This window comes from Paraburkholderia sp. RL17-347-BIC-D (genome assembly GCF_046027915.1).
Taxonomy (GTDB): domain Bacteria; phylum Pseudomonadota; class Gammaproteobacteria; order Burkholderiales; family Burkholderiaceae; genus Paraburkholderia.
In genome coordinates this window covers 558,696-583,894 of record NZ_JARESS010000001.1, presented here as the reverse complement: position 1 = coordinate 583,894, position 25,199 = coordinate 558,696, and the positions used below count along the sequence as shown (strand labels likewise).

26 protein-coding genes are annotated in these 25,199 nt (G+C 62.2%); 16 read left to right on the top strand and 10 right to left on the bottom strand.

Annotated elements, in window-relative coordinates; genetic code table 11:
* The first annotated feature begins 108 nt into the window (after positions 1-108).
* From P0D96_RS02690 to P0D96_RS02675, 4 genes are all read left to right on the top strand, one after another.
* Positions 109-1,071: an AraC family transcriptional regulator gene (locus P0D96_RS02690; RefSeq protein WP_408311435.1), complete on the top strand. Its 963-nt coding sequence runs from the start codon at positions 109-111 to the stop codon at positions 1,069-1,071.
* 285 nt (positions 1,072-1,356) lie between these two features.
* Positions 1,357-1,899, top strand: coding sequence for a carboxymuconolactone decarboxylase family protein (locus P0D96_RS02685; RefSeq protein ID WP_408311432.1), 543 nt, complete (start codon positions 1,357-1,359; stop codon positions 1,897-1,899).
* A gap of 40 nt (positions 1,900-1,939) precedes the next feature.
* Positions 1,940-2,764: an isocitrate lyase/PEP mutase family protein gene (locus P0D96_RS02680; protein ID WP_408311430.1), complete on the top strand. Its 825-nt coding sequence runs from the start codon at positions 1,940-1,942 to the stop codon at positions 2,762-2,764.
* Between the two features lie 40 nt (positions 2,765-2,804).
* Positions 2,805-3,224, top strand: a complete 420-nt coding sequence (locus P0D96_RS02675; RefSeq protein WP_408311427.1) for a RidA family protein — start codon at positions 2,805-2,807, stop codon at positions 3,222-3,224.
* 109 nt (positions 3,225-3,333) lie between these two features.
* Here P0D96_RS02675 and P0D96_RS02670 read toward each other — a convergent pair whose 3' ends face one another.
* Together P0D96_RS02670 and P0D96_RS02665 are read right to left on the bottom strand one after the other, a co-directional pair.
* A complete protein-coding gene (locus P0D96_RS02670) occupies positions 3,334-4,293 on the bottom strand; it encodes a Tim44 domain-containing protein (RefSeq protein WP_408311424.1) in 960 nt (319 codons plus the stop codon).
* 81 nt (positions 4,294-4,374) lie between these two features.
* Entirely contained in the window at positions 4,375-4,869 is a 495-nt protein-coding gene (locus P0D96_RS02665; protein WP_408311421.1) for a CBS domain-containing protein, read from the bottom strand.
* A gap of 148 nt (positions 4,870-5,017) precedes the next feature.
* Here P0D96_RS02665 and nhaR point away from each other — a divergent pair, with 148 nt between their 5' ends.
* Together nhaR and P0D96_RS02655 are read left to right on the top strand one after the other, a co-directional pair.
* Positions 5,018-5,914 carry a transcriptional activator NhaR gene (gene nhaR, locus P0D96_RS02660; protein WP_408176769.1) on the top strand — a complete coding sequence of 299 codons (897 nt, stop codon included), beginning with the start codon at positions 5,018-5,020 and terminating at the stop codon, positions 5,912-5,914.
* A gap of 64 nt (positions 5,915-5,978) precedes the next feature.
* A complete protein-coding gene (locus P0D96_RS02655) occupies positions 5,979-6,380 on the top strand; it encodes a hypothetical protein (RefSeq protein ID WP_132376896.1) in 402 nt (133 codons plus the stop codon).
* Between the two features lie 28 nt (positions 6,381-6,408).
* Here the strand turns inward: P0D96_RS02655 and P0D96_RS02650 are convergent, their stop codons facing one another.
* The 3 genes from P0D96_RS02650 to P0D96_RS02640 form a co-directional block, all read right to left on the bottom strand.
* Positions 6,409-7,533, bottom strand: a complete 1,125-nt coding sequence (locus P0D96_RS02650; protein WP_408311418.1) for an aminotransferase — start codon at positions 7,531-7,533, stop codon at positions 6,409-6,411.
* 45 nt (positions 7,534-7,578) lie between these two features.
* On the bottom strand, positions 7,579-8,820 hold the full coding sequence (locus tag P0D96_RS02645; RefSeq protein WP_408311416.1) for an NAD(P)/FAD-dependent oxidoreductase: 1,242 nt from the start codon (positions 8,818-8,820) through the stop codon (positions 7,579-7,581).
* 127 nt (positions 8,821-8,947) lie between these two features.
* Entirely contained in the window at positions 8,948-9,736 is a 789-nt protein-coding gene (locus P0D96_RS02640) for an ABC transporter substrate-binding protein (protein WP_132374506.1), read from the bottom strand.
* A gap of 239 nt (positions 9,737-9,975) precedes the next feature.
* On the opposite strand from P0D96_RS02640, the gene P0D96_RS02635 reads away from it, so the two are divergent.
* From P0D96_RS02635 to P0D96_RS02615, 5 genes are all read left to right on the top strand, one after another.
* Positions 9,976-10,944, top strand: a complete 969-nt coding sequence (locus P0D96_RS02635) for an ornithine cyclodeaminase family protein (protein WP_408311413.1) — start codon at positions 9,976-9,978, stop codon at positions 10,942-10,944.
* Between the two features lie 174 nt (positions 10,945-11,118).
* A complete protein-coding gene (locus tag P0D96_RS02630; RefSeq protein WP_132374504.1) occupies positions 11,119-11,763 on the top strand; it encodes a helix-turn-helix transcriptional regulator in 645 nt (214 codons plus the stop codon).
* 388 nt (positions 11,764-12,151) lie between these two features.
* Complete coding sequence (locus P0D96_RS02625) at positions 12,152-14,470, top strand: sigma-54 interaction domain-containing protein (protein ID WP_408311409.1); 2,319 nt, start codon at positions 12,152-12,154, stop codon at positions 14,468-14,470.
* On the top strand, positions 14,460-15,677 hold the full coding sequence (locus P0D96_RS02620; RefSeq protein WP_408311406.1) for an S-methyl thiohydantoin desulfurase family protein: 1,218 nt from the start codon (positions 14,460-14,462) through the stop codon (positions 15,675-15,677). Before P0D96_RS02625 ends, P0D96_RS02620 begins: the two co-directional genes overlap by 11 nt.
* Positions 15,674-16,411 carry an aspartate/glutamate racemase family protein gene (locus tag P0D96_RS02615; RefSeq protein ID WP_408311403.1) on the top strand — a complete coding sequence of 246 codons (738 nt, stop codon included), beginning with the start codon at positions 15,674-15,676 and terminating at the stop codon, positions 16,409-16,411. The genes P0D96_RS02620 and P0D96_RS02615 overlap by 4 nt, the downstream gene beginning before the upstream one ends.
* A gap of 265 nt (positions 16,412-16,676) precedes the next feature.
* Here P0D96_RS02615 and P0D96_RS02610 read toward each other — a convergent pair whose 3' ends face one another.
* On the bottom strand, positions 16,677-17,039 hold the full coding sequence (locus P0D96_RS02610; RefSeq protein WP_408311400.1) for a hypothetical protein: 363 nt from the start codon (positions 17,037-17,039) through the stop codon (positions 16,677-16,679).
* Positions 17,040-17,304: 265 nt separating this feature from the next.
* Here P0D96_RS02610 and P0D96_RS02605 point away from each other — a divergent pair, with 265 nt between their 5' ends.
* The 3 genes from P0D96_RS02605 (at position 17,305) to P0D96_RS02595 (ending at position 21,244) form a co-directional block, all read left to right on the top strand.
* Positions 17,305-17,493, top strand: a complete 189-nt coding sequence (locus tag P0D96_RS02605) for a hypothetical protein (protein WP_408311397.1) — start codon at positions 17,305-17,307, stop codon at positions 17,491-17,493.
* Positions 17,494-18,037: 544 nt separating this feature from the next.
* Complete coding sequence (katG, locus tag P0D96_RS02600; protein WP_408311394.1) at positions 18,038-20,299, top strand: catalase/peroxidase HPI; 2,262 nt, start codon at positions 18,038-18,040, stop codon at positions 20,297-20,299.
* A gap of 252 nt (positions 20,300-20,551) precedes the next feature.
* A complete protein-coding gene (locus P0D96_RS02595; protein ID WP_408311391.1) occupies positions 20,552-21,244 on the top strand; it encodes an NnrU family protein in 693 nt (230 codons plus the stop codon).
* Between the two features lie 36 nt (positions 21,245-21,280).
* Here P0D96_RS02595 and P0D96_RS02590 read toward each other — a convergent pair whose 3' ends face one another.
* Positions 21,281-21,592 (bottom strand): hypothetical protein, encoded by a 312-nt coding sequence (locus tag P0D96_RS02590; protein ID WP_408311676.1) that lies wholly within the window; start codon positions 21,590-21,592, stop codon positions 21,281-21,283.
* Between the two features lie 209 nt (positions 21,593-21,801).
* Here P0D96_RS02590 and P0D96_RS02585 point away from each other — a divergent pair, with 209 nt between their 5' ends.
* Entirely contained in the window at positions 21,802-22,041 is a 240-nt protein-coding gene (locus tag P0D96_RS02585) for a hypothetical protein (RefSeq protein ID WP_408311388.1), read from the top strand.
* Between the two features lie 2 nt (positions 22,042-22,043).
* Here the strand turns inward: P0D96_RS02585 and P0D96_RS02580 are convergent, their stop codons facing one another.
* Positions 22,044-22,181, bottom strand: a complete 138-nt coding sequence (locus tag P0D96_RS02580; RefSeq protein ID WP_408311385.1) for a hypothetical protein — start codon at positions 22,179-22,181, stop codon at positions 22,044-22,046.
* Positions 22,182-22,383: 202 nt separating this feature from the next.
* Between P0D96_RS02580 and P0D96_RS02575 the strand changes: the two genes are divergently transcribed.
* Positions 22,384-22,824 carry an NUDIX hydrolase gene (locus P0D96_RS02575; protein WP_408311382.1) on the top strand — a complete coding sequence of 147 codons (441 nt, stop codon included), beginning with the start codon at positions 22,384-22,386 and terminating at the stop codon, positions 22,822-22,824.
* Between the two features lie 75 nt (positions 22,825-22,899).
* On the opposite strand, the gene P0D96_RS02570 is transcribed toward P0D96_RS02575, so the two are convergent.
* Positions 22,900-23,343, bottom strand: a complete 444-nt coding sequence (locus P0D96_RS02570) for a hypothetical protein (protein ID WP_408311379.1) — start codon at positions 23,341-23,343, stop codon at positions 22,900-22,902.
* Positions 23,344-23,714: 371 nt separating this feature from the next.
* A complete protein-coding gene (locus P0D96_RS02565; RefSeq protein WP_408311376.1) occupies positions 23,715-25,199 on the bottom strand; it encodes a CHASE2 domain-containing protein in 1,485 nt (494 codons plus the stop codon).

The window sequence follows — 25,199 nt, the reverse complement described above, 5'->3', positions numbered from 1 at the left end:
GGCGCGCCTCTGCCGCCTGCTGCACACGATTGCGTTCACCGGAAACCTGCGACAATCATCGTCCACGCTCAAACATCTGTTGATTGCCTCACTTCCCGCGGATGACCCATGCCTGTTTCACAAGCAATTTCGTCGCCACGTCTATCACCCAGCAATCTGAACGAGCTGATCACCCTGCTCGACATTCAGGTATTGGGGCTTTCCGAGTGCCTGGTCAGCCAGGGATTCATGCTGGAACTGGATGGCCACGACGCGCCCGGCATCCACTACATCCTCTCGGGCGTGGGGCGCCTGCACATCGCAGGCGCCGAGACCGTACCGCTCAAACCTCACACGCTGCTGATCGTGCCGCCGCGTCATTCACTGAAGCTCGAGGTCCCGGCAAACCAGGCCGGTATCGCGCCGACCGTGGTGCCTGGACGCGAGCACAAACAGGTCGTCGATTCGATCAGTCGCTTCCGCGCGGGGAATGCCGAACCGATGACCGTCATGATCTGCGGCTATTTCAAGGCGTCTTTCGGCGCGTCGATCAATCTGTTCGGGACGTTGTCGACGCCGATCGTCGAGCAGTTCGAAGCTTCCGACCGGCTCGACGTTTATCTGCGCACGGCGTTCGATGAACTCGTCGCGCAGGAGATCGGCGCCGGCGCAATGTCGGGCGCGTTGCTCAAACAGGTGATCGTCGCGCTCGTGCGCCGGTCGCTGAAATCCAACGCACTGTGGATGGAGCGATTCGCGCTGCTCGGCGATCCGCAAATCGCGCGCGCCTTCGCCGACATGGTGGCCCGCCCGGGTGCGCCGCACACCGTCGCCAGTCTTGCGGATGCAGCGATCCTCAGCCGCTCGGCGTTCATGGCGCGCTTTTCGGCCGCGCTCGGCCAGTCACCGATGCAGGTGCTGCGCGACATCCGCATGCGCCAGGCGGCCGCCCAGTTGCGCGCCGGCGACCTGTCGCTGGATCAGGTGGCACGGCACGCCGGGTATGCGAGCCGCGGCGCGTTCGTGCGCGCGTTTCGCGAGGTGTTCGATACGGGCCCCGCCGAATACCGTGAGGGACCCGCAAAGGGTTGATCGCCAGGATTTCTTGCGTCGTTTGCCGGACCCTGCATTCCTGACTCGCACGCTCTTGCGCCCTGGCCGGCGCCTTGCACCGGCATGTCAACGCCGAGGCAAGGCGCCGGTTTCGTTTTTAAAGCGATCGCGCCTTCACGTGCATCCACGGACTTTTGCGCCTGTTCTCAGGATTTTTTGTTCGACCTGCACGCCTAGAATTTTCATCAATGCAGCCGAGAACGCAAGCCGATATTTCGATGCAGACGCACCCTTCTCCCGATCATCCGAAACAGGAGCACGACCATGACCCGCATCGCCCTCCCTGCCAACGACGCTATCCCGGCCGCTTCGCAGCCGGTCATCGATGCAATGACGAAGCAACTGAAGATGACGCCCAACCTCTTTCGCATCATGGCCCTTAGCCCAAACGCACTGAACGGTTGGGCCGCCCTGCAAGGCGCGCTTGCGAAGACGCTCGATGCGAAACTGCGCGACGGCATCGCGCTCGCAGTGTCCCAGGTCAACGGCTGTCAGTACTGTCTGTCGGCGCATAGCTATGTCGCGAGCAACATGGCGCATATCGACGACGAAGAGATTCGCCTGAACCGGCTCGGCAGATCGCATACGCCCAAAACCGCTGCGGCCGTCGCGTTCGCGAAGGCGCTGATGGAATCCCGCGGCAAAGTCACAGAAGACGATCTGCACGCCGTGCGCGAAGCCGGCTTCAGCGAAGCGAACATCGTCGAAATCATCGCGCTCGCCGCGCAATTCATGCTGACGAATTTCGTCAACAACGCCTTCGATACCGAGGTCGATTTTCCGGTCGTCGAAACCGAAGTCGTGTAACGACTGCGCGCTGCCACGTCCTCAAACAAGGAGATCGATCATGTCTCGCCATACTGCTGAAAAACGCTCGGCGTTTCGCGCGTTGCACAAAGACGGATGCTTCGTGTTGCCGAATCCGTGGGACGTGGGCAGCGCGCGTTATCTGGCGTCGGCCGGCTTCAAGGCGATTGCCACGACCAGCTCCGGCTTCGCGTGGTCGACTGGCCGGCCGGACAACGGCGTGTCACGCGATGCGATCCTCGCGCACCTTCGCGAGATGGTCGGTGCTACAGATCTGCCGGTCAACGCCGACTTCGAGAACGGCTTCGGTGACGATCCCACCGAGGTGGCGCATAGCGTCCGGATGGCGGTCGATACCGGCATCGCGGGGCTGTCGATCGAAGACTCGACGGGTGATCCGAAGTCGCCGCTGTTTCCGCTCGATGTCGCCGTCAAACGTCTCGCGGCGGCAAGACGCGCGATCGACGATACAGGCAGTGACACGCTGCTCGTCGGCCGTGCTGAGAATTTCTTTGTTGGCGTGCCCGATCTCGAAGACGTAGTTGCGCGCTTACGAGCCTATGCACAAGCCGGCGCCGACTGTCTGTACGCGCCGGGCATCCAGACGCGCGAGCAGATCGAAGCGGTGCTCGCCGCGGTCAGCCCGAAGCCCGTCAATCTGTTGATCGGCGGACCCTCCGCGTTTACGCTGAGCGAACTGGCGAGGCTCGGCGTGCGGCGCGTGAGCGTGGGCGGCGCACTCGCACGCGCGGCATGGGGCGGGCTGGTGACTAGCGTTCAGTCGCTTGCGGACGGCCGCTTCGATCGCTTGCCGAAGGAGCCGTCGGGCGCGTGGTTGAACAATATGTTTCAGGATGTGGCGTAGCGTCTTCTTCATCGAATAACCCCTCTACATGGAGCGAACCATGAGCCGTGAAATCATTCGTGTCGAACCGCTTTCGAGCTGGCTCGAGCGCTGGAAAGCGCCGACTTCCGCTGTCACCCGCCATGGCGACACGATCTACGTGTCCGGGTTTCCGCCGTTCGATCCGAGCACCGGCGAAGTAATGGACGCACCGATCGAGCTGCAGACGGAACGGGTATTGGAACAACTGAAACTGTGCGTCGAGACGGCGGGTTCATCGCTCGATCAGGTGCTCAAGTGCAACGTGTATTGCACATCGGTTGAAGCGTTTCCTGCCGTCAACGCGATCTATGCGCGCTTCTTCGGACCGAACCCGCCGGCGAGGATTTTCATCAATGTGCCGGCGTGGCCAGGACACTTCGACATCGAGATCGATTGCGTCGCGGCGATCGACAGCAGCCGCACCTCAGTGTCCGGATGATGACGGTCGCAGGGCGACTCGTTGCCGTTCTTTGACATCAAATGCATGAGCGGCCGAAGGCCGGCGCTGCTTCGCGCCGGCCTCATTCGTGCCGCTATCGGTCGGTCTATCAGTCGATCTGCTGGATACCGGCCAGCCGCCACGCCTGGTCGCCCTGCGTCTGTTTGACCAGGTTCCAGATTTCCTGGAACGGCTGCGCGGTCTGTGCATCGTCTTCCCGGATCTGACCGTAAAAACGAACGCTGACGAGCGTTTCATCCGCATTGCTTTCGGTGCCCAGTACCTCGGCATCGAGCTGCGGCACGTCCGTATGGCTCGGCTCGCGACCCCGCGCTTCCAGATCCTGCTTGAGCCGCGCGAACATCTCCGGCGTGGTCAACTCGAACAGATCCCCCTGCTCGTTCCTGTCCCACGCACCTTGGAGACGCATGAACATCGCCTTCGCCGAGACGAGAAATGCCGCCTGATCTGGCCCGAGCGAAAGCTCAGGCGTCTTCATGCCGTTCGCTGCTCCGGTCGAACCCATCGCTGCGCGCGGCCAGCCCCGAAAAGTCGCTTCAGGCCGCGATTGCCCCATCTGGTTCAGGAATGTTGAACCGCCCGTTTGCTGCCGGTTCGCGGCACCGTGTCCATAAGCAAGATCCGGACGGCGCCGGTTGGCGATAAAGCGGAACAGCAGCACGCCCGCGAGAATCACCGCTCCGATCAGCAGCGCATTCGACAGCATTTGCGCGAGCCCCTCGCCAAGACCAAACGACGACAACAGCGCTGCAATGCCAAGCCCGGCGGCGAGCCCCGCGAGCGGACCCATCCAGCGGTTGCCCGCGGCGGCGGCCGGCGTCTGTGCGGCCTGCGCCGGTTGAGCTTGCTGGCTCCGTTGTGTTTGCCCGGACGGCGACGCCGTTTGCGACTGACGCCCGATGCTTTGGCTCCCGCCCACGCGCTTCGCTTCGGCATCGTTCGAAGCCACGGCGCCGAGAGCAAGGAGCCCCGCCAGTCCGAGCGCCGCCGTCCCGCGCGTCACCGAGCCGGCAACCCGTCGAAGTTGATTGATGATCTGCGTGTACATAAAAACCTCTTTGGTGAGTCAGGGGACTGCCCGCTTCGCGCGCCTTTCTTCATCGCGCTGAAAACATTACGAACAGTAATATTATTGAGTGGTCAAACTTGCTGGTGATTGCGCCTGAAAGCCATGTTGAGCAACCTGAAGACTGTTGCCGTGAATGTAGTGCTCCAACTGCCGGATCGTGTCTTCCTGCTCGGCAATCTGATTCTTGATCAGGTCGCCGATTGACACCATGCCGACCACCTGCCCCGCGGTGATCACAGGCAGATAACGGATCCGGAGCTCCGTCATGAGCGCCATGCATTCCTCGGTGGTCTGCTCCGGGCTGACATAGCGCACGGCCGCCGACATGATGTCGCGCACCGGCGTATTCCTTGACGAGCGGTCCATCAGCACGATTTTTCGCGCGTAATCGCGCTCCGTGACGATGCCGGCCACGCGTCCTTCATGGACGACGATGAGCGCGCCCACCTGCCGGTAAGCCATGATCGCGATCGCGTCGTAAACCGCGGCGGATGCCTGGGTCGACCATACTGTCTGGGATGCCTTTGAACGCAGGAATTGCGCAACCGATGCCATCTGCCACCTCCGTCAGGTACCGTTAGCCGCCCCGCATGAACTCATGGGCGAGACCTCAATCTACCTGAACGCGAGATAACGTAAAATGCGTATTTTCAATGCTGACACTTCGAGAAAACCGTAGCATTGCGTAATCGACGGAGAGATCGTGAACTTCAAGCATCTGCATTACTTCTGGGTCGCGGCGCACGCGGGCGGCATCGTTCGGGCGGGCGAGCAGTTGCACATCTCGCCGCAAACGCTCAGCGGGCAGATCAAGCTGCTCGAAGAGGCGCTGGATAAAAAGCTGTTCAGGAAAAGCGGCCGCACCCTCGAACTCACCGACGCGGGCCGCCTGGCGCTCGATTACGCCGACGAAATATTCTCGCTAGGCTCTGAGCTCGAAAGCGCCGTGCGGCGCGAGAACGAAGCGGGCCCGCAAACGCGGTTTCGCGTCGGAATCGCGGATTCGGTGCCGAAGGCGATCGCGTACCGGCTGCTGGAACCCGCGCTGAGCGCGTCCGTGTCGCTGCGCATGATCTGCCACGAGGGCAAGCTGCATGCGCTGCTCGCGCAACTGGCCCTCCACCGCCTCGACCTGATCATCGCGGACGCCCCCATTCCCGCCGACGTCAACATCAAGGCGTTCAATCACCGGCTCGGCCGCTCGACGCTCAGTTGCTTCGGCGCGGAAGCGCTGATCCAGAGCGGCAGAAAGCGCTTCCCGTTGTCGCTCGGTCAGTTGCCGGTGTTGCTGCCCGGTACGGAATCGGCGGTGCGCCGCAAGCTGGATCATTGGCTGGCGTCCCATGCCATTTCGCCGCGCATCGTCGGCGAGTTCGACGACGGGGCCATGACCATGGCGTTCGCCCGTGAAGGCCGCGGCTTGCTGTTCGCGCCCACCGTGCTGGAAAGCCAGCTACAGGCCGAACACAAGCTGACGACGGTCGGCCAGATCAATTCCATCGTCGAAGAATTCTTTGCGATCTCGATCGAGCGCCGCATCAGTCATCCGGCTGTCGCGATGATTCTGGACGCGGCGCGTAGCGAACTGTTCAATGTCTAGCGGAGCATGCTTGCGAAGATGCCATTACAATCCAGCACTTCGTCCGACCATCGTGATTCGCGCCATGAAATACCTTCTTGCATCGACATTCGCGGCGCTCATCGCGGCCGCAAGCACGGCCGCGACAGCCCAGACAGCCGGAAGCAGCGACACACCCAAGCTGCAGTGCGCGATTGGGTATGTCACCGGCATCGGCGGATCGGCGCAGAGTTTTCGTGAATACCTGGCGACCCCCAACCGGGACCGATATCGCTTCCTTGCGGACAACCCGATTCAATGCAAGGTTTCCGACGAGGGCCGCGCGTCCGGTTGTACCGGCCTCACGAGCCTGCGGAATGAAAAGGTCAGCGTGTACGACGATGTCGACAATGAGACGATGTCCGTCGTCGCGCGCGTGGAACTGGAACACGGGACCTATCCGGTGATCATCGTCGTGCGTAGGCAGGACGTGAAGTGCGAGGAGTGAATGCCCTCACGTCCCGGTCGACGATGAATCAGGCTCGATGCTTCGCGAGAAATTCTGAAACTTTCGCAAGCCCTGTTTCGAGTACGTCGCGGTTGTTGGCGTACCCAAGGCGCACGTAACCTTCCATGTCGAGCGCACTGCCCGGCGTCAGCATCACGCCGGTCTGTTCGATCAGCTCCACGCAGAATTCAAGCGACGACATCGGCAGGTCGTATTTCAACAATGCCGTGGTTCCCGACTTCGGCTTGATATAAGACATAGCCGGTTCTTTGGCAATCCACGCGTCCACGATCGCCAGGTTGGTCCGCACGATGTCGTGACTGCGGGCTAGAATCGCCTTGCGGTTCTCCAGCGCGATGGAGGCGAAATGATCGTCGATCATGCCAACGCTGATCGTGTTGTAGTCGCGATGAATCGCGACGGCGCGGATCAGATCCTTCGGACCGGCGATCCAGCCGAGCCGAAGTCCCGCGAGCGAGTATGTTTTGGACATGCTGCCGGTACTGATGCCGCGCTCGTACACATCCGCAATCGAAGTGGTATAGCCACTGCCTTCCTGATCCGTACCGCGATATACCTCGTCGCATAGCACATACGCACCGCACGAACGCGCAATCTCGCTGAGCTCGGCGAGGAACGCCTCGTCCATCAGCGAGCCGGTCGGATTGTTCGGGTTATTGATCGCGATGAGTCGGGTTTTATCGTTGACGAGATTGCGCAGTTCGGCGAGATCGGGAAGAAACCGGTTCTCCTCGCGCAGCTTCAGGATTCGCACGTCGGCGCCGTAGCTCTCGGGAATCGAATAGTGCTGCTGATAGGTCGGCAGAACGGAAATCACCGTGTCGCCAGGCTCGACCAGGGTTTCGTACACCAGCGCGTTGCCGCCGATAGCGCCGTGCGTGACGATCAGATTCTCCGGCGACTGGCGCGCGTACATTGCCGAGATCGCTTCACGCAGCCGGGTCGAACCTTCGATTGCACCGTATGTGAGCTTGAGCGCGCGTAGCTCGTCGAGAATGCTGTCCTGTTTGTTGGCGAGCGTCAGCAACTGATCGACGGTCAGCGATTCCACGCAGGTTTCCGCCAGGTTGTACGTACACCTGGTTTCGTACAGATCCATCCACCGCTCGACGCCGAAGTCCTTGATCTTCATGTCACTCTCCTTTGTTATTCAATCAGGCGATCCGTTGATGAACAGCTAGCCGAACCGCTCGGGACGGAATGGACGCGCATCGATAAATGGCTGAGCGCCGGTCATCATTTCCGCCAGCAAACGGCCTGTCACCGGGCCGAGCGTCAATCCGTGGTGGTTGTGGCCGAACGCAAACCAGAGCCCTTTATGGCGAGCCGCAGGCCCAATGACCGGCCGCATGTCGGGCGTGCACGGACGCAAGCCGAGCCACGGACGCTCGTCGAGCCGCGCACCGAGACCGAATGTCGGTCTGGCAGTGCGCTCGGCGCGCTCCAGCTGGATCCCTGTCGGCTTTGCATCGCGCCAGGCTATTTCGACGCCCGTGGTCAGCCGAAGACGCCCTTCCATCGGCGCCACCACGTAACCCTGCTGCGAGTCTACGAGCGGCATCGAGAGGATCGGCTTCGTGGGTTGGTAGTGCATGTGATAGCCGCGTTTGGCCCGCAGTGGAATACGATATCCGAGCGGCGCGAACACCTGATCCGACCACGGGCCCAGCGCCACGACGACGTCCCGCGCGCTGATCCTGCCCGATGAAGTTTCAACGGTCCACGTGCCGCCTTCCGGCTTCAACGTCGTCGCTTCGCCGATCAACAACGCGCCGCCGCCCTGCTCGAACAGGCGTGCGTAGCCCTTCGTCAACGCGCCGGGGTTGACGATGCTTTTCGGATCCTGCCAATGCAACGCTCCGCAAAATCCCGTCGCGACGCCGGGTTCGCGCGCGGCCAACGCCGCGGCATCGAGCGCCGCTACATGCAGTCCATAGGTACTTGCTGTTACTTCGGAGGCGGCCGCCTGCCGCGAGAATTCCGCCTGCGTGCGAAACGCCTCGATCCAGCCTTTGTCACTCGATAGTTGCTCGAGGCCGGCACGCTCGATCAGCGCATCGTGCTCCGCAACGCTTTGCCGGATCAGCGGCAGCATGTCGTGCGCCGCGGCCATCAGCCGCTCGGGGGACGACTCCCACCAGAAACGGGCGAGCCAGCCTGCAAAAGATGGCAGCGCCCGATAGTCCCAGTAAAGATCGGTCGAGCGATTGCGCGCATAGCGCAGCAGTGTGCCGAGATTGCGCGGAAAAGCGTACGGAACGACCGACGAACTTTCGATCAGGCCGGCGTTGCCGAAACTGGTTTCTTCACCCGGACCGCGCCGATCGACCAGCGCCACCCGTTGGCCGCGATCCTGCAAGTGCAGCGCGGACGACACGCCGACGATCCCGGCGCCCAGCACGATTACATCGAAATCCATACGCTCGCTCTGCTTTCACTGACGGGACCGGAAGCGCGCATGCGACAACTCGCACGCGGGTCCGGCGCGAATCCGTTCGCACCGGTTCGCACCGGTTCGCACCGGTTCGCACTAGTTCGAAAACGCCTTACTTCGCAATGATGTCGCGTTTGAAGTACTTCTGCGAAAGCGCGCTGAGCGTGCCGTCTTTTTTCAGCGCGTCGAGCGCGGCATCGATCTTCCCGGCCAGCGCCTTGTCGCCCTTGCGCAAACCGAAACCGGTCCCTTCGCCGAGCGTTGCCGGATCGCTGAGCGGTTGGCCGGCAATCGCATAGTCATGGCCTGCGGGCTTGTTCAGGAAACCGTCCTGAACAGTCTGCGCTTCCTGAACGGCCGCATCGAGCCGCCCCGCCACGAGGTCGGTGTACACCTGATCCTGGTCGGCGTATGAGACGATCGACACGCCGGCATTCGCCCAGTGGCGTTTCAGGAAATCTTCCTGCGACGACGCCTGCAGCACGCCCACGCGTTTGCCCTGCAAACTCTTCACGTCAGGCATCAAGCCCGAACCGCGCTTGGCCACCATCACGATCGGCACGACATAGATCGGCCGCGTGAAATCGATCGTCTGCTTGCGCTTTGCGGTGATGTTCATGGCCGAATTGATCACATCGAATTTGCGGGCCTGCAAGGCGGGAATCAGCCCGTCGAATGCATTCTCCACCCACTCGCATTTCACGCCCATCTTGGCGCAAACAGCGTTGCCGACGTCGACGTCGAAGCCCTCCAGTTGCCCCGTCGGCGATTTGCTTTCGAACGGCGGATACGCTGCCTCGATGCCGAAGCGCAAGGTGTTTTGAGTCTCCGCGCTGACGGTGCCGACCGAACCGAGCAACGCAGCAGCGACGAAAATTGAAAGTGACAGCTTCTGAAGCATGGTGGCTCCCTAGGTAGTTGGGCATCGCGAATTGAGGGCACGGACAACGGCTAACTGCAAAGCCTCGAGACGGCGCATGGGGCGCCGCGCGAAGCCGGCCTCACACTCTCTCTGGATCAACAGTCTATTCTGGACTCTGGCAAAAGCAAGCAATTTTCAAAATAAAAGTCCAGACTGGACTTTTTGACTTTAGAATTGCTTCCACGCCGGAGGCCGGCAACGTCGTGGAGAGCAATCCAATGAGCAAGATAGAAAAAGCCGTTCCGTTGATCGTCGATCAGGAAACCGTTCGCGAAGCCCTACCTCATCTCGACGTGCGCGATGCGTTGACGCAGATGTTTCGCTCGCTCGGCAACGACGCCGCGGTGCAGCCGGCCCAAACGCTGACTCTGTTTCCAGGCAGCGCGGGAGACTTCATTACGTACCTCGGCGTGATGGCGAGCGGCAAGGTATTCGGCGCCAAACTGTCGCCGTACATCGTCACGCCAACGAAGCCGGTCATTACCGCGTGGACCGCGCTGATGTCGATGGAAACGGGACAGCCGTTGATGTGGTGCGATGCCGGCTTGCTCACGATCGAGCGCACCGCCGGTGCAACGGCGCTTGCCGTCGAGCACCTCGCCGCGCCCGATGCGGGAAAACTCGCGATCATCGGCTCGGGCGCGGTGGGCCAGGCGCATCTACGCCACCTGGCGTCGGTGCGTCCGTGGCGCTCGATTCAGGTGTTTTCGCCCGATCTCAAGGACAACGCGGCGAAGCGCGCGGCGGTCGCGGCCCTCGACGAGCGCGTCGTCGTGTCCAACACGATTGAAGATTGCGTGCGCGAAGCCGATGTGGTGGCCTTGTGCACCTCATCGGGTACGCCCGTGCTGCAGGAAGGCATGCTCGGCAAGCCGGCGCTCATTACGTCGATCAGCACCAACGTCGTGAACGCCCACGAAATTCCACCCTCATGGATTCCCACCATGGACGTCTATTGCGACTACCGGCAAACCACGCCGGCCAGCGCGGGCGAAATGAAGTTGGCCGCGCAGCGACACGGATGGTCCGCCGACAACGTCGTGGCTGATTTGCCCGAACTCGTATCGGGCGTCGCGCAAAAGCCGTCCTATCACAAACACGCGTTTTTCCGCTCGATCGGACTTGGACTGGAAGACGTGGCCATCGCGTTCGCACTCTTCAGGTATTTGACGCAGCGGGATGCGTGACATTGCGGTGACACAGGGTGTGCGATGAGCAGGTCGAGCACGGCGCGACGAGCGCCGGGAGAGCAACTGGATCGAGATCCCGCTCATGGCAAAATGGCGGATAACACACGGACTTGCAGCACCATGACGCAACACGCTGCGGACTTTCCGAAAACTGGAACTTCACCCATCCCTATGCGCAAGACCAAGACCACAGCCGCGCGCCGGCTTCTTCTGGATCGCTACAGCCGGGTCGCCGACGGCATCGCGCTGCTGTTCTTCCCGTACGTCGAAATTGTCATCCATGACTTGCAAAGCCAGACCGTGGCCTACATAGCCAACAACCTGTCCAAGCGCGAGCTGGGCGACGAGTCGGCGCTGGAAGAAATGGACCATTCAGCCGAGTCCGGCACCATCGGCCCGTATGAAAAGATCAACTGGGATGGCAGGCGCATGCGCTGCGTCAGCACCGTGCTCTTCGACGACGCCGAGGCCGCCATCGGCGTGATGTGCGTGAACTACAACATTGCGGTATTCGAAGACGTGAAGCATGTCATCGACCGCGTGATCTCCGGCGCCGGCGTGGTGAAGCAGCCCGAGGAACTGTTCAAGGACGACTGGCAGGAGCGCATCAACACGTTTCTCCACACGTGGCTTCAGGAGCGCCAGTTGGCATTGAACTCCCTGACTCGCGACCACCGCCGCGAATTGGTCGAAGCGCTGTGGGCCGAGGGCGCATTCAAGGGGAAAAGCGCGGCGAATTATGTGGCGAATGTACTCGGGATGGGGCGTGCCACGGTCTATCAACATATCAGGGATCTGCGAGGCGCGGCAGCCTGATAGGGCTTGATAGGAAGTCCGGGTTCCATTAAAGAATCATCGCTGAAACGCCGTTATCAGGGTAACGCATCGTCAATCGGCCAGGCGCGCTTTCGCCGTCGCGGCCAATACCCATTCGTGCCTTGCCCTTACACGCCCTATACCATGCCTGTCGCCGAATCGGCGGCAGCGCCGCCAGCTTTCATCAACCTCCGGCCAGGATTAATTTCGACAAGGACAAGATCGGCAACAAGCCGTCATACTCTGTCTCTTCTTGCGGCGGACGGTCCCGACAACGTAACCGGAAGATTTCGCCGGAAACGCGCTCGATGCATGACCGTCCGTCCCGTCCTTTCGACGGCAATTTCCGCGTAGCGCCACGCGCGGTTCAAGTGGAGCGTGCTTTGCAATGAGTTACACCCCTGTCGTTCCGTTCGCCCACGACAAGGCAGATTCGGGCGCCTTCGTGGGCGGCGCCCCGGCATTTCGCCAACTGGTCCGCATGATCGATCGGGTCGCCCCGACCGAACATCCTTTGCTCATCTTCGGCCCGACCGGTTCGGGTAAGGAACTGGTCGCTCGCCGCGTGCATGCCCACAGCCAGCGCCAGGACCAACCGTTCGTCGACGTCAACTGCGGCGCGATTCCTGAAAACCTCGTCGAAGCCGAACTATTCGGGCATGTCAAAGGCGCGTTCACCGGCGCGGGCGAAAACCGCCAGGGACTTTTCCAGCAGGTCGGCAAGGGTACGCTGCTGCTCGACGAAATCGGCGAACTGCCGCTTGCGTTGCAACCCAAGCTGTTGCGCGTGCTTGAAACGCGCACCTTCCGTCCGATCGGTTCGTCCACCAGTCTGCATTTCGCGGGGCGCGTCGTCGCCGCGACCCACCGCGACCTGCGTGAACTCGCGCGTGAAGGGTTATTCCGCGAGGACCTGTTCTATCGGCTCGCGGTTTTCGTGCTGGCAGTGCCCGGACTCGAGCAGCGCATCGAGGACATCCCGGCGCTGGTCACCCATTTCGCATCACAGCACGCGCGCCGTCTCGAGTTCTCGCCGGCTGCCATCCGGCGGCTTTGCCAGCATTCGTGGCCGGGGCATATCCGGCAATTGCGCAATCTGATCAGCCAGTTGAGCGTGCTCGCCGAGAACACGCTCATCGATGTCGACTCGCTCGAACCGTTTCTCGCCAACGAAACCAGCGGACCGGTGTCGCGCGCGAGCCTCGCCGACATGCTGCTGCAACTCGAAGGCCGCGACAAGCTCGCGGCCGCCGAGGACCTGTTGATCGACCGCGCGCTCGAGCGGACCAGCGGCAACAAGAGTGCGGCCGCAACCATGCTCGGCGTGGGCCGCAAGACCATCGAGCGGCGTCTGAAGTCACGCGAGGAACATCACCGGGAAGCGCGCAAGTGTCTCGAACATGCGAGCGCGCTGATCGAGGAGTCGAAGTTCGCCGAAGCCATTCCGCTGTTGCGCCGCTGCCTCGACTTGTTGCAGACGCCCCACGAACAGGAGGCGGTGCGCCGTCTGCAGTTCGACGCGTACCGGCTGCTCGGCATGAGCTTGCGCAGCGTGCACGGCTGGCTGTATGCGGAGGCCACCGCCTGCTACGCCGCCGCGCTGACGATCGGCGAAGGCGTTTGCGAGCCCGCCGAAATCGCCGCGATCCAGTTCGGCATCTGGACCACGCAGTTGACGACGCTTCAGCTCAAGCAGGCGCGCGCGACCGCGCAGAACATGCTGGAGCGCGCACAGAATGGCGGCGACCGGGTCTCACTCGACGAAGCTCACGTCGCGATGACCAACACGCTTTTCTGGCTTGGCGACAGCGAGGAAGCGCTGGCCTGTCTCGCGCGCGGCAACCTGCTCAGCGTGGGGCGCAACGACACCCGTACCGGCTCGCAAGGGATCGATCTGGCCAGCCTCGCGTTGACTTTCGAAGGGCTGGCCGCCTATCAGATCGGCGCATTCGGGCAGGCGCGGCGTGCCATGGAGATGTTGATCCTGCGCGCGTCCGAACCGGGCGCGCACGCGCTCGCTCACGCCGTCAATCTGCAGGGCGCCGCCTGGCTCGCCTGCCTGTTCGATGACGTCGACCGGCTCGGCAGTCTCGCGAGCGAACTCGAATCGGTGTCGATCGCGAACGGCTTCGCGTTCTATCGCGGCGTCGGCCAGGTGCTCCGCGCCTGCCACCTCAGCGCGCTCGGCCATTCCGACGAAGCGGAAACCGTGATGCTCGACGGCTACGACAATCACGTCGTTTGCAATGGCGGCGCGCTGTTCTATTCCTTCAAGACGTGGCAGCACGGCGAACTGCTGCTGCGCGCCGGCCGCGCGAAGGCCTGCGAGGCGATTCTCGCCACCGCGATCGACGAGACCCTCGCCCGTCAGGAACGTGTCTACCTGGGCGAACTGCTGGTCACCCGGGCGCGCGCGCAGTGGGCCCTCGGCGATGTGAACGCCGCCGAACTCGGTCTGCGCACCGCGCTGTCCACCGCGCTCGCCTTCGGTTCGGTGCCGGCGCGCGTGGACGCCGCGCGCTACCTCGCAGATCTGCTGCGCTCCATCGGCCGCGGCGCAGAAGCCATCGACACACTCGAGCGCGGTCTGCGCTCGCTGACGACGGATCCGACCACGCGCGTCACCAGTGCCGCGAATTTGCTTGCCGAACTTCAGCAGGACGCTTCTTTCAACCTCGACAGTAAAGGAATCGCAAATGGCATATGAATTACGCCGGGAAGATCTGGAACCGCTGCTATTGGGAGCAGCGTTCTTCGGAAGCGGCGGCGGCGGCACGATCGAATCCGCGCGGCATCTGGCCGAGCATTTCGTCAACGGCGACTATTACCCGTCCGACACGGTCAAGGTGGTGTCGGTCGACGAGGCTACCGAAGGCGCGGCCGTCATGGTCGCCTATCTCGGCGCGCCTGAAGCGATCAATTCCGCCATCTATCCGATCGGACCCGTGACCGCCGTGCAGAATGTCCAGGCCCGCCTCGCCTCGCAAGCGACGAAGCTCGCCTACGTGATGCCGCCGGAAAGCGGCGCGCTGGGCTTCACGGTGGCGGCGCTCGTGGCGGCGAAACTCGGCCTCGCGGTGATCGACGCCGACGGCGCCGGCCGCGCCGTACCCTCGCTGCCGATGCTCACCTTCGCGGCGGCCGAGATCGATCCGCGCCCGGCGTTCCTCGTGAGCCAGGGCGGCCTGTGCGTCGAACTCGACGTGACGCCGCGCGCCAGCAACCAGGGTGGCCCGACCCATCAACGCGACGTGTCGGCGATCGTCGAGCAGATGATGCGTCCGGTCGTCGCCGATCCCGAGTTCGGCCAGTTCGGCGGCCTCGCGATGTGGGTGATGAAGCCGGCCGACATCCGTCGCGCGACGCCGATTCATGGCACCTTGACGCGCGCACTGGAGCTCGGGCGCGCGGTGCAGGCCGGGCGGATCGGCAGCGCCCAGCAGATGATCGGCTATCTCGCCGAACATTGCGGGCTCGCCGCGCGGGCCATCTCGGAGCCCGGCGAGTTGGTCTCCGCCGAAGTCGATACGAGCGGCGGTTTCGACGTCGGCAAGGTTCATATTCAGGCCGGACAGCGCACCTATACGGTGATGTATCAGAACGAGTCGCTGCTCGCGTGGGACAGCGCATGTCCGCAGCCGATCGTGCTGGCGCCGGACAGCGTCGCGTATTTCGTTGGCGGCGAAGGTCAGGCGATCTTCAGCAACGGCGACCTGCTCAAGGATGACGGTTCGTTGAACCCGGTGATCGGCAAGCGCCCCGTGACGCTGATCGCCTGGCGTGCGGAAGCCGAGTTGCGCAAGCCCGGCCTGATTCTCGACAGCTTCATGCAGTTGCTGAACTCGCTCGGCTATCTCGGGCCGTATGTGCCGCTCGAGTCGCTGCAGTCCGCGCGCAAGGCAGACGCATCATGACCTCGCCTTCGAACTCACCTCTGCGCATCTGCGTGCTCGTGCCCGTCGCCACATCGGCCTACAACGACCGCATCATGAAAGCCATCGCGCCGGTCGTGCCGCCGGACGTGCAGGTCGAAATTCGCAATATCACCGAGGGGCATCCCGATATCGAGAGCCGCGCGAACTGGCTGCAGAACGGCATGCCGGTGGTCGAACTCGCGCAGTCCATTGCCAACGACGGTTTCGACGGCATCTGGCTGACCGACTTCGATATGTGCGGCGTCGAGGCCGCGCGCGAAGTCATCGACATTCCGATCATCGGCGGTTTTCCCGCTTCGGCCTTCGCGGCTTTGATGCTCAGCCAGCGGTTCTCGATCATCACGATCCTGCAAAGCACGCTGGCGATGCAGCGCGGTCATCCGCAGACCTATGGCATCCAGGACACGTTTGCGTCGATCCGCGCGATCGATTGCCCGGTCGCGCATCTCGATAACGTCGACGTGGTGGTCGTTCGCACCTTCGAGGCGGCGCTGAAGGCCATCAAGGACGACGGCGCGCAAGCCATTCTGCTCGGCTGCACGGGTTTCGTCGACGTCGCGAGCCGCGTCTCCACGCTGCTCGGCGAGGCGCTCGGCGCGTATGTGCCGGTGATCGATCCGAATCACGCCGGCTTCAGCTTCCTTGTCTCGCTGGTGCGGATGAAGGTACGCCCGAGCCGGTTGACTTACAGCAAGGTCAGTCTCCAGTCGTAAGCGGGACACTTCACTTCTCTCCGTGCTCGTCCGGCGCGGCGCGCTTGCCGCGCCGGATGCTCTCGCCTTCCAGTTCCGCCTTTTTCCCCTGCCTCTCAATCGCCTTTCGTCCCCATGTGGACGAAAGCGCCCTCTCGCCCTGCCGGATACGGTCAATTGGACGAAATCGTCCAATCTTCTGGGTATGCATGGACGAGACTGACCAATTTCGCGCGTGAAATTTTCCGGCACGCCCGCTCCGACGCAGTTTCGATGCCTGGCACAGTCATTGCTTAAATAATGAGACAAGATGCCGCCTTAAAAAACACCCTGGACAGGCGGTTTCCGGAACACGCAGCAAATCCGTCCGACAAACCGGGGGAACCTGAGAGACCAACAAGATCACGCGCTGCAAAGCGTTCGACACACCGACGTCCGGCGACGTGCAGATTGCTGCCGAATCGCCGGCGCCGCCGACACCCGGGCCGCCGCTATTCAGCGAGGCCATTCGGTTAGTGATCCGAACAATAATTGACGCGCCGATCGAGTCCAACGATGTCGAGTCGTTGGCAACAGACCGAGAGAGGGCTGTGCAGTTGTTGTAGTTGTGACTGTCGTGTGTCAGCGCATCGCGACCGAATGCTTCCATAGAGAAGTTCGTTGCGATGCGCGACTGCGAAATGGCGGAAACCGTCTGGCTATGCACCAGGCGAGCTGCTACGGGGTTCGGCCGTCGTTGCCCTCCCTTCCGGGGACAAGCAGCGGCGGCTCGTTCTTTCTAATCAGTCTGCGCCGACCGCGGTGAAAACGCGGCTCCAGGCGTGGAACAGAATCTGCTATTGGCAACCCTACGCGGCGTCAGACTGTTAGACCTCGCGAGTCGACCACACTGGCCATTTACGGGGTTTCAAACAATGCATCACCACATTTTCGAAAGCGAACTCCTTCATCTGGAACGCGTAATCGCCTGCGCGTCGCGAGAGCCCTTTCCGCCCACCTATTGGCGCGACCGCGTCGAGCATCTGAAAAATTGTCCACACGCGCCTCTGTTCGGCTATCGCATTGCCCGTCTGTCCCGGCTCGTTGCCGAACTGAACGGCTAGCCGACACGCGTCGGTAGCCGGTTGGCCTTGTTTGGCGGACCGCCCGGCAACGAGCAAACACAACGCTTTCAGTCAAATGAATCGGCTGGGTCCAGCCGGTCGCATCCCCTTTTTCCGCCGGTGTTCGCCCGAACGCCGTCAGTGGGTTTCGTCCATTTGCCGCAACGTCGCCGCCTTCGGCCGCCCTGGCAATGGCGCCGGCCATTGCCGCCTATGACACCGAAAACCCGCGGCATTTCATAGGCGTGTACTATCGACGGCATTGCCTTAATCTCATTCTATTGATGGTGACTCTCACCTATATTTTGAGTTGCAGCAGCAGGCCTGCCGACGCGAGCTATGCTCGTCCAATGCATGCCACGATATCCGTATCGGATGGAGAGCATGTGCGTCGGGTAATCGCAGTGGTACACCCAGTACCCCCACAAGAGCCCACCAGGTAATGTTCCGGCAGCCCCCTCGGCGCGGGATCGTGCAATGCGCCACAGAAGACAGACACCGTAACAGAACAAATAGTGGGTACGTCCTCTCAAGGAGATAGCGCATGTCAACCGAAGCAAAGTGCCCGTTCAACCATACTGCCGGCGGCGGCACGACGAACCGTGACTGGTGGCCGAAGCAGCTGCGACTGGACCTGCTAAGCCAGCACTCCAGCAGGTCGGACCCGCTGGACGGCGGCTTCAATTACGCGGAGGCTTTCAAGAGCCTCGATCTGGCGGCGGTGAAAAAGGACCTCGCCGCGCTGATGACCGATTCGCAGGATTGGTGGCCAGCGGACTTCGGCCACTACGGTCCGCTCTTCATCCGCATGGCCTGGCACAGTGCCGGCACGTACCGCATCGGCGACGGCCGCGGCGGCGCCGGGCGCGGCCAGCAGCGTTTCGCGCCGCTCAACAGCTGGCCGGACAACGTCAGCCTAGACAAGGCGCGCCGCCTGCTCTGGCCGATCAAACAAAAGTACGGCCAGAAAATTTCCTGGGCTGATCTGCTGATCCTCACCGGCAACGTCGCGCTCGAAACCATGGGCTTCAAGACCTTCGGCTTCGGCGGTGGTCGCCCCGACACCTGGGAGCCGGACCTGGACGTCTACTGGGGCAACGAAAAGACGTGGCTGGGCGGTGACGTCCGTTATGGCAAGGGAGCCGCGGGCGATAACGACGACGGCGGCGTGATCGTCGCGGACGAACAGAAGCACGGCGAAGAGGTCAGCCGCGACGACAACGGGCGCAACCTGGAAAATCCGCTGGGCGCCGTGCAGATGGGCCTGATCTATGTCAACCCGGAAGGTCCCGACGGTAATCCGGACCCAATCGCCGCCGCACAGGACATCCGCGAAACTTTCGCTCGCATGGCCATGAACGACGAGGAAACGGTCGCGCTGATCGCCGGCGGCCACACCTTCGGCAAGACGCATGGCGCAGGTCCGGCCGACAACGTCGGTCCCGAACCCGAGTCCGCCGATCTCGCGAACCAGGGACTCGGCTGGAAGAACAGCTTCGGCACCGGCAAGGGCGCCGACGCCATCACCAGCGGTCTGGAAGTCACCTGGACCACCACGCCGACGAAATGGGGCAACGGCTTCTTCGAGAACCTGTTCAAGTACGAATGGGAACTGACCAAGAGCCCGGCCGGTGCCAACCAATGGGTCGCCAAGGGCGCCGACGAGACGATCCCGCACGCTTACGATCCGTCGAAAAAGCGCCGGCCGACGATGCTCACCACCGACATCTCGCTGCGCATGGACCCCGTCTACGAGAAGATTTCGCGACGCTTTCTGGACAATCCCGACCAGCTCGCCGATGCCTTCGCCCGTGCATGGTTCAAGCTGACTCACCGCGACATGGGACCGCGTGCCCGCTACCTCGGGCCGGAAGTGCCTGCTGAAGAACTGATCTGGCAGGACCCCATTCCGGCAGTCGACCACCCGCTCGTCAATGACCAGGACGTTGCCTCGCTCAAGCAGAAGATCCTGGCGTCGGGGCTGCCCGTCTCGCAACTGGTGTCGACGGCCTGGGCGTCGGCGTCGACCTTCCGCGGCTCGGACAAGCGTGGCGGCGCCAACGGCGCGCGCATTCGCCTCGCGCCGCAGAAAGACTGGGCCGTCAACCAGCCCGAGCAACTGGCGAAGGTGCTGAAGGTCCTCGAAGGCATCCAGAGCGAGTTCAACGGCGCGCAGTCCGGCGGCAAGAAAATCTCGCTGGCGGATCTGATCGTGCTGGCGGGTAACGCCGGCATCGAACAGGCGGCAAAGAGCGCCGGCCATCAGGTGACGGTGCCGTTCGCACCGGGACGCATGGACGCCTCGCAGGAGCAGACTGACGTCGAGTCCGTCGGCGCGCTCGAACCATTCGCCGATGGTTTCCGCAACTATCTGAAGGGCAAAGTCGGCGTTCCGGCTGAGGCTCTACTGATCGACAAGGCGCAATTGCTGACGTTGACCGCGCCGGAAATGACGGTGCTGATCGGCGGCTTGCGCGCCCTGAAGGTAGGAACCGGGCAGAATCCGCAAGCCACCTTTACCAGCAAGCCGGAGACCCTGACCAACGACTTCTTCCGCAACCTGCTCGACATGGGCACGGAATGGAAGCCGGCCTCGTCGGCCCAGGACGTGTTCGAGGGACGTGACCGCAAAACCGGCGAGTTGAAGTGGACCGGCAGCCGCGTCGATCTGGTGTTCGGTTCGCACGCGCAGTTGCGGGCGCTGTCCGAAGTCTATGCAAGCGAGGACGGGAAGGAGAAATTCGTCAACGACTTCGTTGCCGCGTGGGTCAAGGTGATGAACCTCGACCGGTTCGATCTCGCCTGAGCGGGCGCCGCGATTCCGTCAGGGTTGCCGCCCTGACGGAACGTTGCCCCGCCGGGCGAAAGATAAACTGCCAGGTTAAACCAACGGTGCGAGCCCCGCTGTATCGGAGCCGCACCGTTTGTTTTTGCGCGAAACGACGTGGGAGTGTGCGAGAGTGGCGGATGGGCGAAATCCTGTTTCAAGATCAAGAGCCCGCGCACCGCGTCATCGACAATGACGGCGATACGGTCAACGACTTGAGGAGCCGGATCAATGGGAAGCACCAGTGCAGTTGCGGCAGCGGCAGTCGCGTTCCTGGGCAGCCACTTTCTCTTATCCCATCCACTGCGCGGACCGTTGGTTCGCGCAATTGGCGAAACGGCGTTCCAGGGCGTCTATTCGCTGGTTGCGTTCCTGACGCTCGGCTGGCTGATCGTGGCCTACGGAAAGGCGCCCCTCTCCGCACCGCTATGGCCGGTAGGCGACGGGCTCTGGGCGATTGCGACCGTGATCATGCTGATCGCGTCGATCATGCTGATGGGTTCCCTGATCCGCAATCCGGCGCTGCCCACCGGCGGCCGGCCCGGCTCGTTTCCCGACGCGGCCCGCGGCGTATTCGCGATCACGCGTCACCCGATGATGTGGTCGTTCGCGCTTTGGGGCCTGTGCCACATCGCCGTGTTCCCCGTGGCCAAGAACATTATTCTTGCAGCGGCCATGGTGATCCTCGCGCTCGTCGGCGCCGCGCTGCAGGACCGCAAGAAGCAGCAACTCCAACCCGATCTCTGGCCCGCATGGGAAGCGAAGACCAGCTACCTGCCGTTCGCGGCGATCGCCGCCGGTCGCGCGCGGCTGAGCGGGTTCGGCATGCACGCGCTGCTGGGCGGGCTGGTCGTCTGGCTTGCGGCGACCTGGGCTCATATCCCGCTCACCGGCTGGGCGGCGGGCATCTGGCGCTGGTTGTAGACGCAGCCTCGTCAATGCCGTCGCTCAAGCCGCGCTTCATGCCACTGCATGCCGACTCGATGTGAACTGCTCTCTGCTCGTCGAGATGAAATCGGCGGCCTGAAGTGGAACCGTATCTGGACCGGAGAACGACCGCTTCACGCTGGCTCGGGCCAGGATGCGCGCCAGATGCGAATAGAAGTGCTGCAGTTGTTTCGCGTCCGAAGCTCGTGGTTCGAGGTCGAACACATCTTCGAGCACGCGTCGCGAGACGTAGAAACGTTGAAGTCCGTGGACGATGCGAATCTGAAAGACGACGCCGTCACTGTTGTGCGGCACCGCTGCCCAAATGAGCGAATGGCTACCCATGGAGCCCCCGTAGATCATGTCGGATCGAAAATTCGTCAATTCATGGTCGCACATCTCAGCGGGCGGTGAATCTTTTCAAAATTGTGACGGGTCGTCATTTGACATTTTTACCACGGTCGCCATATTGCAGCGCAGCAAATACCTGTAGACTGAGGACGGGGCAACTGCAATTGGGCACCCACGGTCGCAATATGACGGGAGAATGCGCCATGACGACTTCTCAGTCTTCACACACTCCAACCGTCCCTGTATTGCATGTCTTCGAGCAAGCCGGAGGCTGGCATTGGGGCATCACGGTCCCGCGCGCGAAGGGAAGCGGATTCAAACTGATCGCCTTCAGCGAACGAACCTTCGCGGTCGAGGACGCCGCTCGCACGGACGGAAGCCAGGCGTTAGAAAGCCTGGCAAATAACGGTGCGCGCGACCGGCTCACTACCGACGTCGCGTGAGTTCAATCGCCCGCGGCGACGATCGAGCCGCGCCGCGCGGCACTTCCTTGAATCACCTTGAGATCGATGGTCGCGTCGGCGACCAGGAAGGCTTGCGGGGAAAAGACGCGCTTCGGACGAGCCTCGATCGCCCGCGCCACGCCGCATATGAAATTCGCCGCTGCGCCGTCGCCACACTATTGTCACACTTTGAAACGACGATCGGTGGTTGCACCGTCCCTGGCCCGGACGGCCGGCACGGCGCAGAAATTCTGTCGCTGTCCCGACGATAGTGACCGCAGTGTCGCACCGCTTCGCCAGATCCTAGGCATGCGACGTGCTCTACACAACGCGGCGAAAAACATGAGAGACACCGTGAAGCAACGAGCGACTGTTGTCTGCCAGCTTGGCAGGCGAATTCTCCTGGTCAGCCGGGAAGGCACCCGTTGGTCGCTACCTGGCGGCAAGCCCGTGACAGGGGAAGATCTTCGTGAAACCGCGATGCGCGAATTAATGGAGGAAACGCGTCTTCATGCAATGGACATGCGGTACATGTTCGGCTTCACCGGCATCCACACCTGTCATCATGTATTCGTTGCGACGATTGCCGATGGCGAGCAGCCCGTGCCCAGCAACGAAATTACGCGTTGTACCTGGGCAAAGGTCACGGAGGTAGCCAATCTGCCGGTCAGTACTTCTACGAAGGGAATCGTTGAAGTGCTGGCCATGGCGTCCAACGGTGCGTCAAGACTGCCCAGCGACCATGACCAGGCAGCCGATATCGGAGCCCAATTCTCTCGCTGATCAAACCGCCCCGGCCAGCATAGCCATCACGACCTGAATGGGCGGCATCTACAGCGAATCAAAGCTCGTCGAGGCCTACGACTTTGCCGGGCGCCCCGTCTTGACCTGCTCCACAGCGGACACGGCTGCAAGGAGACGCTTCAGTGCCGCGGATTCGAGCAGAACCAATCCAGCGCGCAGAATTTCGCTCTTCTTCACGGACACACCAGCCTCCAGGCATTTCTGTTTCAGCGCAGCAATTTTGTCGTAGTCGGACTTCGGCATTGTGAAGCTGTCACGCACGACTTTCTCTTTCTTCGCGCGCTTGTCTTTGACCGCCACAGTTGCTTTGACAGGCGCGGCCCTGTCAGCGGCAACCGTCTTTTCCTTCGGCACTTTCTTCGCGCTTGCGCTCTTCTTTTTTACCGCGACGCTCGCGGTTGGCTCGGCAACGTCGCTCTCAGTTTCGGGGGCGGCGCCAGCACCCTTCGGGAAATGAAAAGTCTTCTTCGTTGCTTTCTTGAGGCTCGGCTCACTCATCAGGATCTCCATGCAAAAATTAACGGTATAAACAGTATATACGGTTATTTGGCGGCATGAGTCGCGGACGTGGAGGATGTGCCGATTACCGGCGTTTACGCAGCGCAGCAAATCCGCAGTTCGAGTCGTCCCGTCAACGAGTAACGGCCGCGTTTGCCATGCGTGCCCAGTGTGAAATTCATCCGCAGCTCTTTAACGTGCGCGGTCACCCAGACGCCATGATTCGATGGAATAATGACGTTTCGTGCTCGCCTGGATGACTCGTAGAATTGCAGCCGGATGCGCTGCAAGCCGACATCATTCAGGCGGGCGCGCTACACCTGCATCGAGCTTTCGTCGCTGACCGACGCACCCCATGATCAGCGTTTCCCTCAGGGTCCCGGCGCCTTGCCGGTGCGACCGTCGGCTTCTTCACGCCCCTGCGCGTGCGCGGTTTCTGTTCTGCCTGGTTCGTCGGCATGAAGCAATGCGGGCGTAAGAAAGCAGCCCATCACGGCGGACAGGATAATAAATATCGAGGCCGCATCGACCAGCAGCCCGAAACGAATAAAAATCAGGAAGCAGCACAAGACATTCAGCAGATGCAGGAGTAAGCCCAGAACGGTGGAACCCTTTGGGACGGCGCGGATGAAGACCGCAAGCCGCGATTGCCGGCGCGGCACGTACCAGATGATCAGCAGCCCGAACGTCATGATGAAGGCGCTTTCCGCCCATTTCAGCCAGGTGGGCCGACGCAGGAAACGCCCCTCGACGATCGTCTCGATCACTTGCGCCTGAATCTCGATACCCGGCACCAGTTCCCCCAGCGCGGTCGTCCGCATGTCGGTGACGCCCGCGCCGGTCAGGCCGACCAGCACCAGCTTGTTGCGGATCCGGTCGGGGTCGACTGTGCCCTGCAGGACGTCGCGCGCCGACACGTAGCGGCTCAGCGTCGAGCGAATGGATGCGAAATGCAACCAGATGTCGCCGCCGGGTTGCGTGGGCACCTGCACATCCGCGACGCCCACCGCCTGCACGCCCGATGTGTCGGCAAACACGTCGATCGCCGATGATCCGGTGGCGAGGCGGAGCATTTCCATCGGCAGACTGGGGACCAGCTTCTCCCGCAAACCCATGATCAACGGAATATGCCGGACCACGCCTTGTTCGAGTGCCACGCTCAGCATCGCCTGACCGTGAGCCGCCGCCTGCAATTCGGGCAAGCTGGCGAGCACATAGTCGAACCGTTGCACAGAGTCGAGTGGGTCGGCGCCATGCACGAGGATCGGCGCACTGCGCAGATCGGTGCTGGCGGCGGAGGTTGCGTGATCGAGCGGCGCGGCGCCCAGGATGGTCGGCGCGGCGCGCAACGATCGCTCGAGAATGGCCTCGTGACTGGGCAGCGCCCGCAAGCCGGCCGCCAGAGCCGCAGCCGATTTCGGCAGATTGGCGGCCACCTTGTCGGGCGAGGTCTGATCCGGTTCGGGCATGTAGATGTCGAGACCGATGGCCAGCGGTTTCAGTGCGTCGATGGCATCGACCAGGCTCGCGAGTCGATTTCGCGGCCACGGCCATTGACCGACGGTCGCCAGCGTCTCCTCGTCGATCTCCACGATGGTCACGGGCTGTGCGGTCGGAACCCGCGGGAAGTGACGTTGATACTGATCGAACAGAATTTGCCGGGCGGTTTTGAAGGAATCAGGCAGCGCCGCGTCGAGCGCGTCGACGAAAGCCGGACGCGGTATGTCGCTCGGCCATTCGCTGGTCAGATTGAGCAGGCTCAGGCCGAACAACAACGCCAGCGCCACCGGACGCCCTTGGGCGGCCTTCAGCAGATGCCTGGTCCGGGCAATCCATGGGTCGAAATAGCGTTTCAT

Excerpts from the sequence above, each read along its gene's own strand:
- P0D96_RS02670 (WP_408311424.1), bottom strand. The coding sequence starts at position 4,293 with ATGTACACGCAGATCATCAATCAACTTCGACGGGTTGCCGGCTCGGTG.
- P0D96_RS02590 (WP_408311676.1), bottom strand. The coding sequence starts at position 21,592 with ATGGGTAGCCATTCGCTCATTTGGGCAGCGGTGCCGCACAACAGTGAC.
- P0D96_RS02680 (WP_408311430.1), top strand. The coding sequence starts at position 1,940 with ATGTCTCGCCATACTGCTGAAAAACGCTCGGCGTTTCGCGCGTTGCAC.
- katG (WP_408311394.1), top strand. The coding sequence starts at position 18,038 with ATGTCAACCGAAGCAAAGTGCCCGTTCAACCATACTGCCGGCGGCGGC.
- P0D96_RS02610 (WP_408311400.1), bottom strand. The coding sequence starts at position 17,039 with ATGGAAGCATTCGGTCGCGATGCGCTGACACACGACAGTCACAACTAC.
- P0D96_RS02645 (WP_408311416.1), bottom strand. The coding sequence starts at position 8,820 with ATGGATTTCGATGTAATCGTGCTGGGCGCCGGGATCGTCGGCGTGTCG.
- P0D96_RS02620 (WP_408311406.1), top strand. The coding sequence starts at position 14,460 with ATGGCATATGAATTACGCCGGGAAGATCTGGAACCGCTGCTATTGGGA.
- P0D96_RS02665 (WP_408311421.1), bottom strand. The coding sequence starts at position 4,869 with ATGGCATCGGTTGCGCAATTCCTGCGTTCAAAGGCATCCCAGACAGTA.
- P0D96_RS02570 (WP_408311379.1), bottom strand. The coding sequence starts at position 23,343 with ATGAGTGAGCCGAGCCTCAAGAAAGCAACGAAGAAGACTTTTCATTTC.
- P0D96_RS02690 (WP_408311435.1), top strand. The coding sequence starts at position 109 with ATGCCTGTTTCACAAGCAATTTCGTCGCCACGTCTATCACCCAGCAAT.
- P0D96_RS02595 (WP_408311391.1), top strand. The coding sequence starts at position 20,552 with ATGGGAAGCACCAGTGCAGTTGCGGCAGCGGCAGTCGCGTTCCTGGGC.
- P0D96_RS02685 (WP_408311432.1), top strand. The coding sequence starts at position 1,357 with ATGACCCGCATCGCCCTCCCTGCCAACGACGCTATCCCGGCCGCTTCG.
- P0D96_RS02615 (WP_408311403.1), top strand. The coding sequence starts at position 15,674 with ATGACCTCGCCTTCGAACTCACCTCTGCGCATCTGCGTGCTCGTGCCC.
- P0D96_RS02625 (WP_408311409.1), top strand. The coding sequence starts at position 12,152 with ATGAGTTACACCCCTGTCGTTCCGTTCGCCCACGACAAGGCAGATTCG.
- P0D96_RS02565 (WP_408311376.1), bottom strand. The coding sequence starts at position 25,199 with ATGAAACGCTATTTCGACCCATGGATTGCCCGGACCAGGCATCTGCTG.
- P0D96_RS02650 (WP_408311418.1), bottom strand. The coding sequence starts at position 7,533 with ATGAAGATCAAGGACTTCGGCGTCGAGCGGTGGATGGATCTGTACGAA.
- P0D96_RS02575 (WP_408311382.1), top strand. The coding sequence starts at position 22,384 with ATGAGAGACACCGTGAAGCAACGAGCGACTGTTGTCTGCCAGCTTGGC.
- P0D96_RS02635 (WP_408311413.1), top strand. The coding sequence starts at position 9,976 with ATGAGCAAGATAGAAAAAGCCGTTCCGTTGATCGTCGATCAGGAAACC.
- P0D96_RS02640 (WP_132374506.1), bottom strand. The coding sequence starts at position 9,736 with ATGCTTCAGAAGCTGTCACTTTCAATTTTCGTCGCTGCTGCGTTGCTC.
- P0D96_RS02605 (WP_408311397.1), top strand. The coding sequence starts at position 17,305 with ATGCATCACCACATTTTCGAAAGCGAACTCCTTCATCTGGAACGCGTA.
- P0D96_RS02675 (WP_408311427.1), top strand. The coding sequence starts at position 2,805 with ATGAGCCGTGAAATCATTCGTGTCGAACCGCTTTCGAGCTGGCTCGAG.
- P0D96_RS02585 (WP_408311388.1), top strand. The coding sequence starts at position 21,802 with ATGACGACTTCTCAGTCTTCACACACTCCAACCGTCCCTGTATTGCAT.
- P0D96_RS02655 (WP_132376896.1), top strand. The coding sequence starts at position 5,979 with ATGAAATACCTTCTTGCATCGACATTCGCGGCGCTCATCGCGGCCGCA.
- P0D96_RS02630 (WP_132374504.1), top strand. The coding sequence starts at position 11,119 with ATGCGCAAGACCAAGACCACAGCCGCGCGCCGGCTTCTTCTGGATCGC.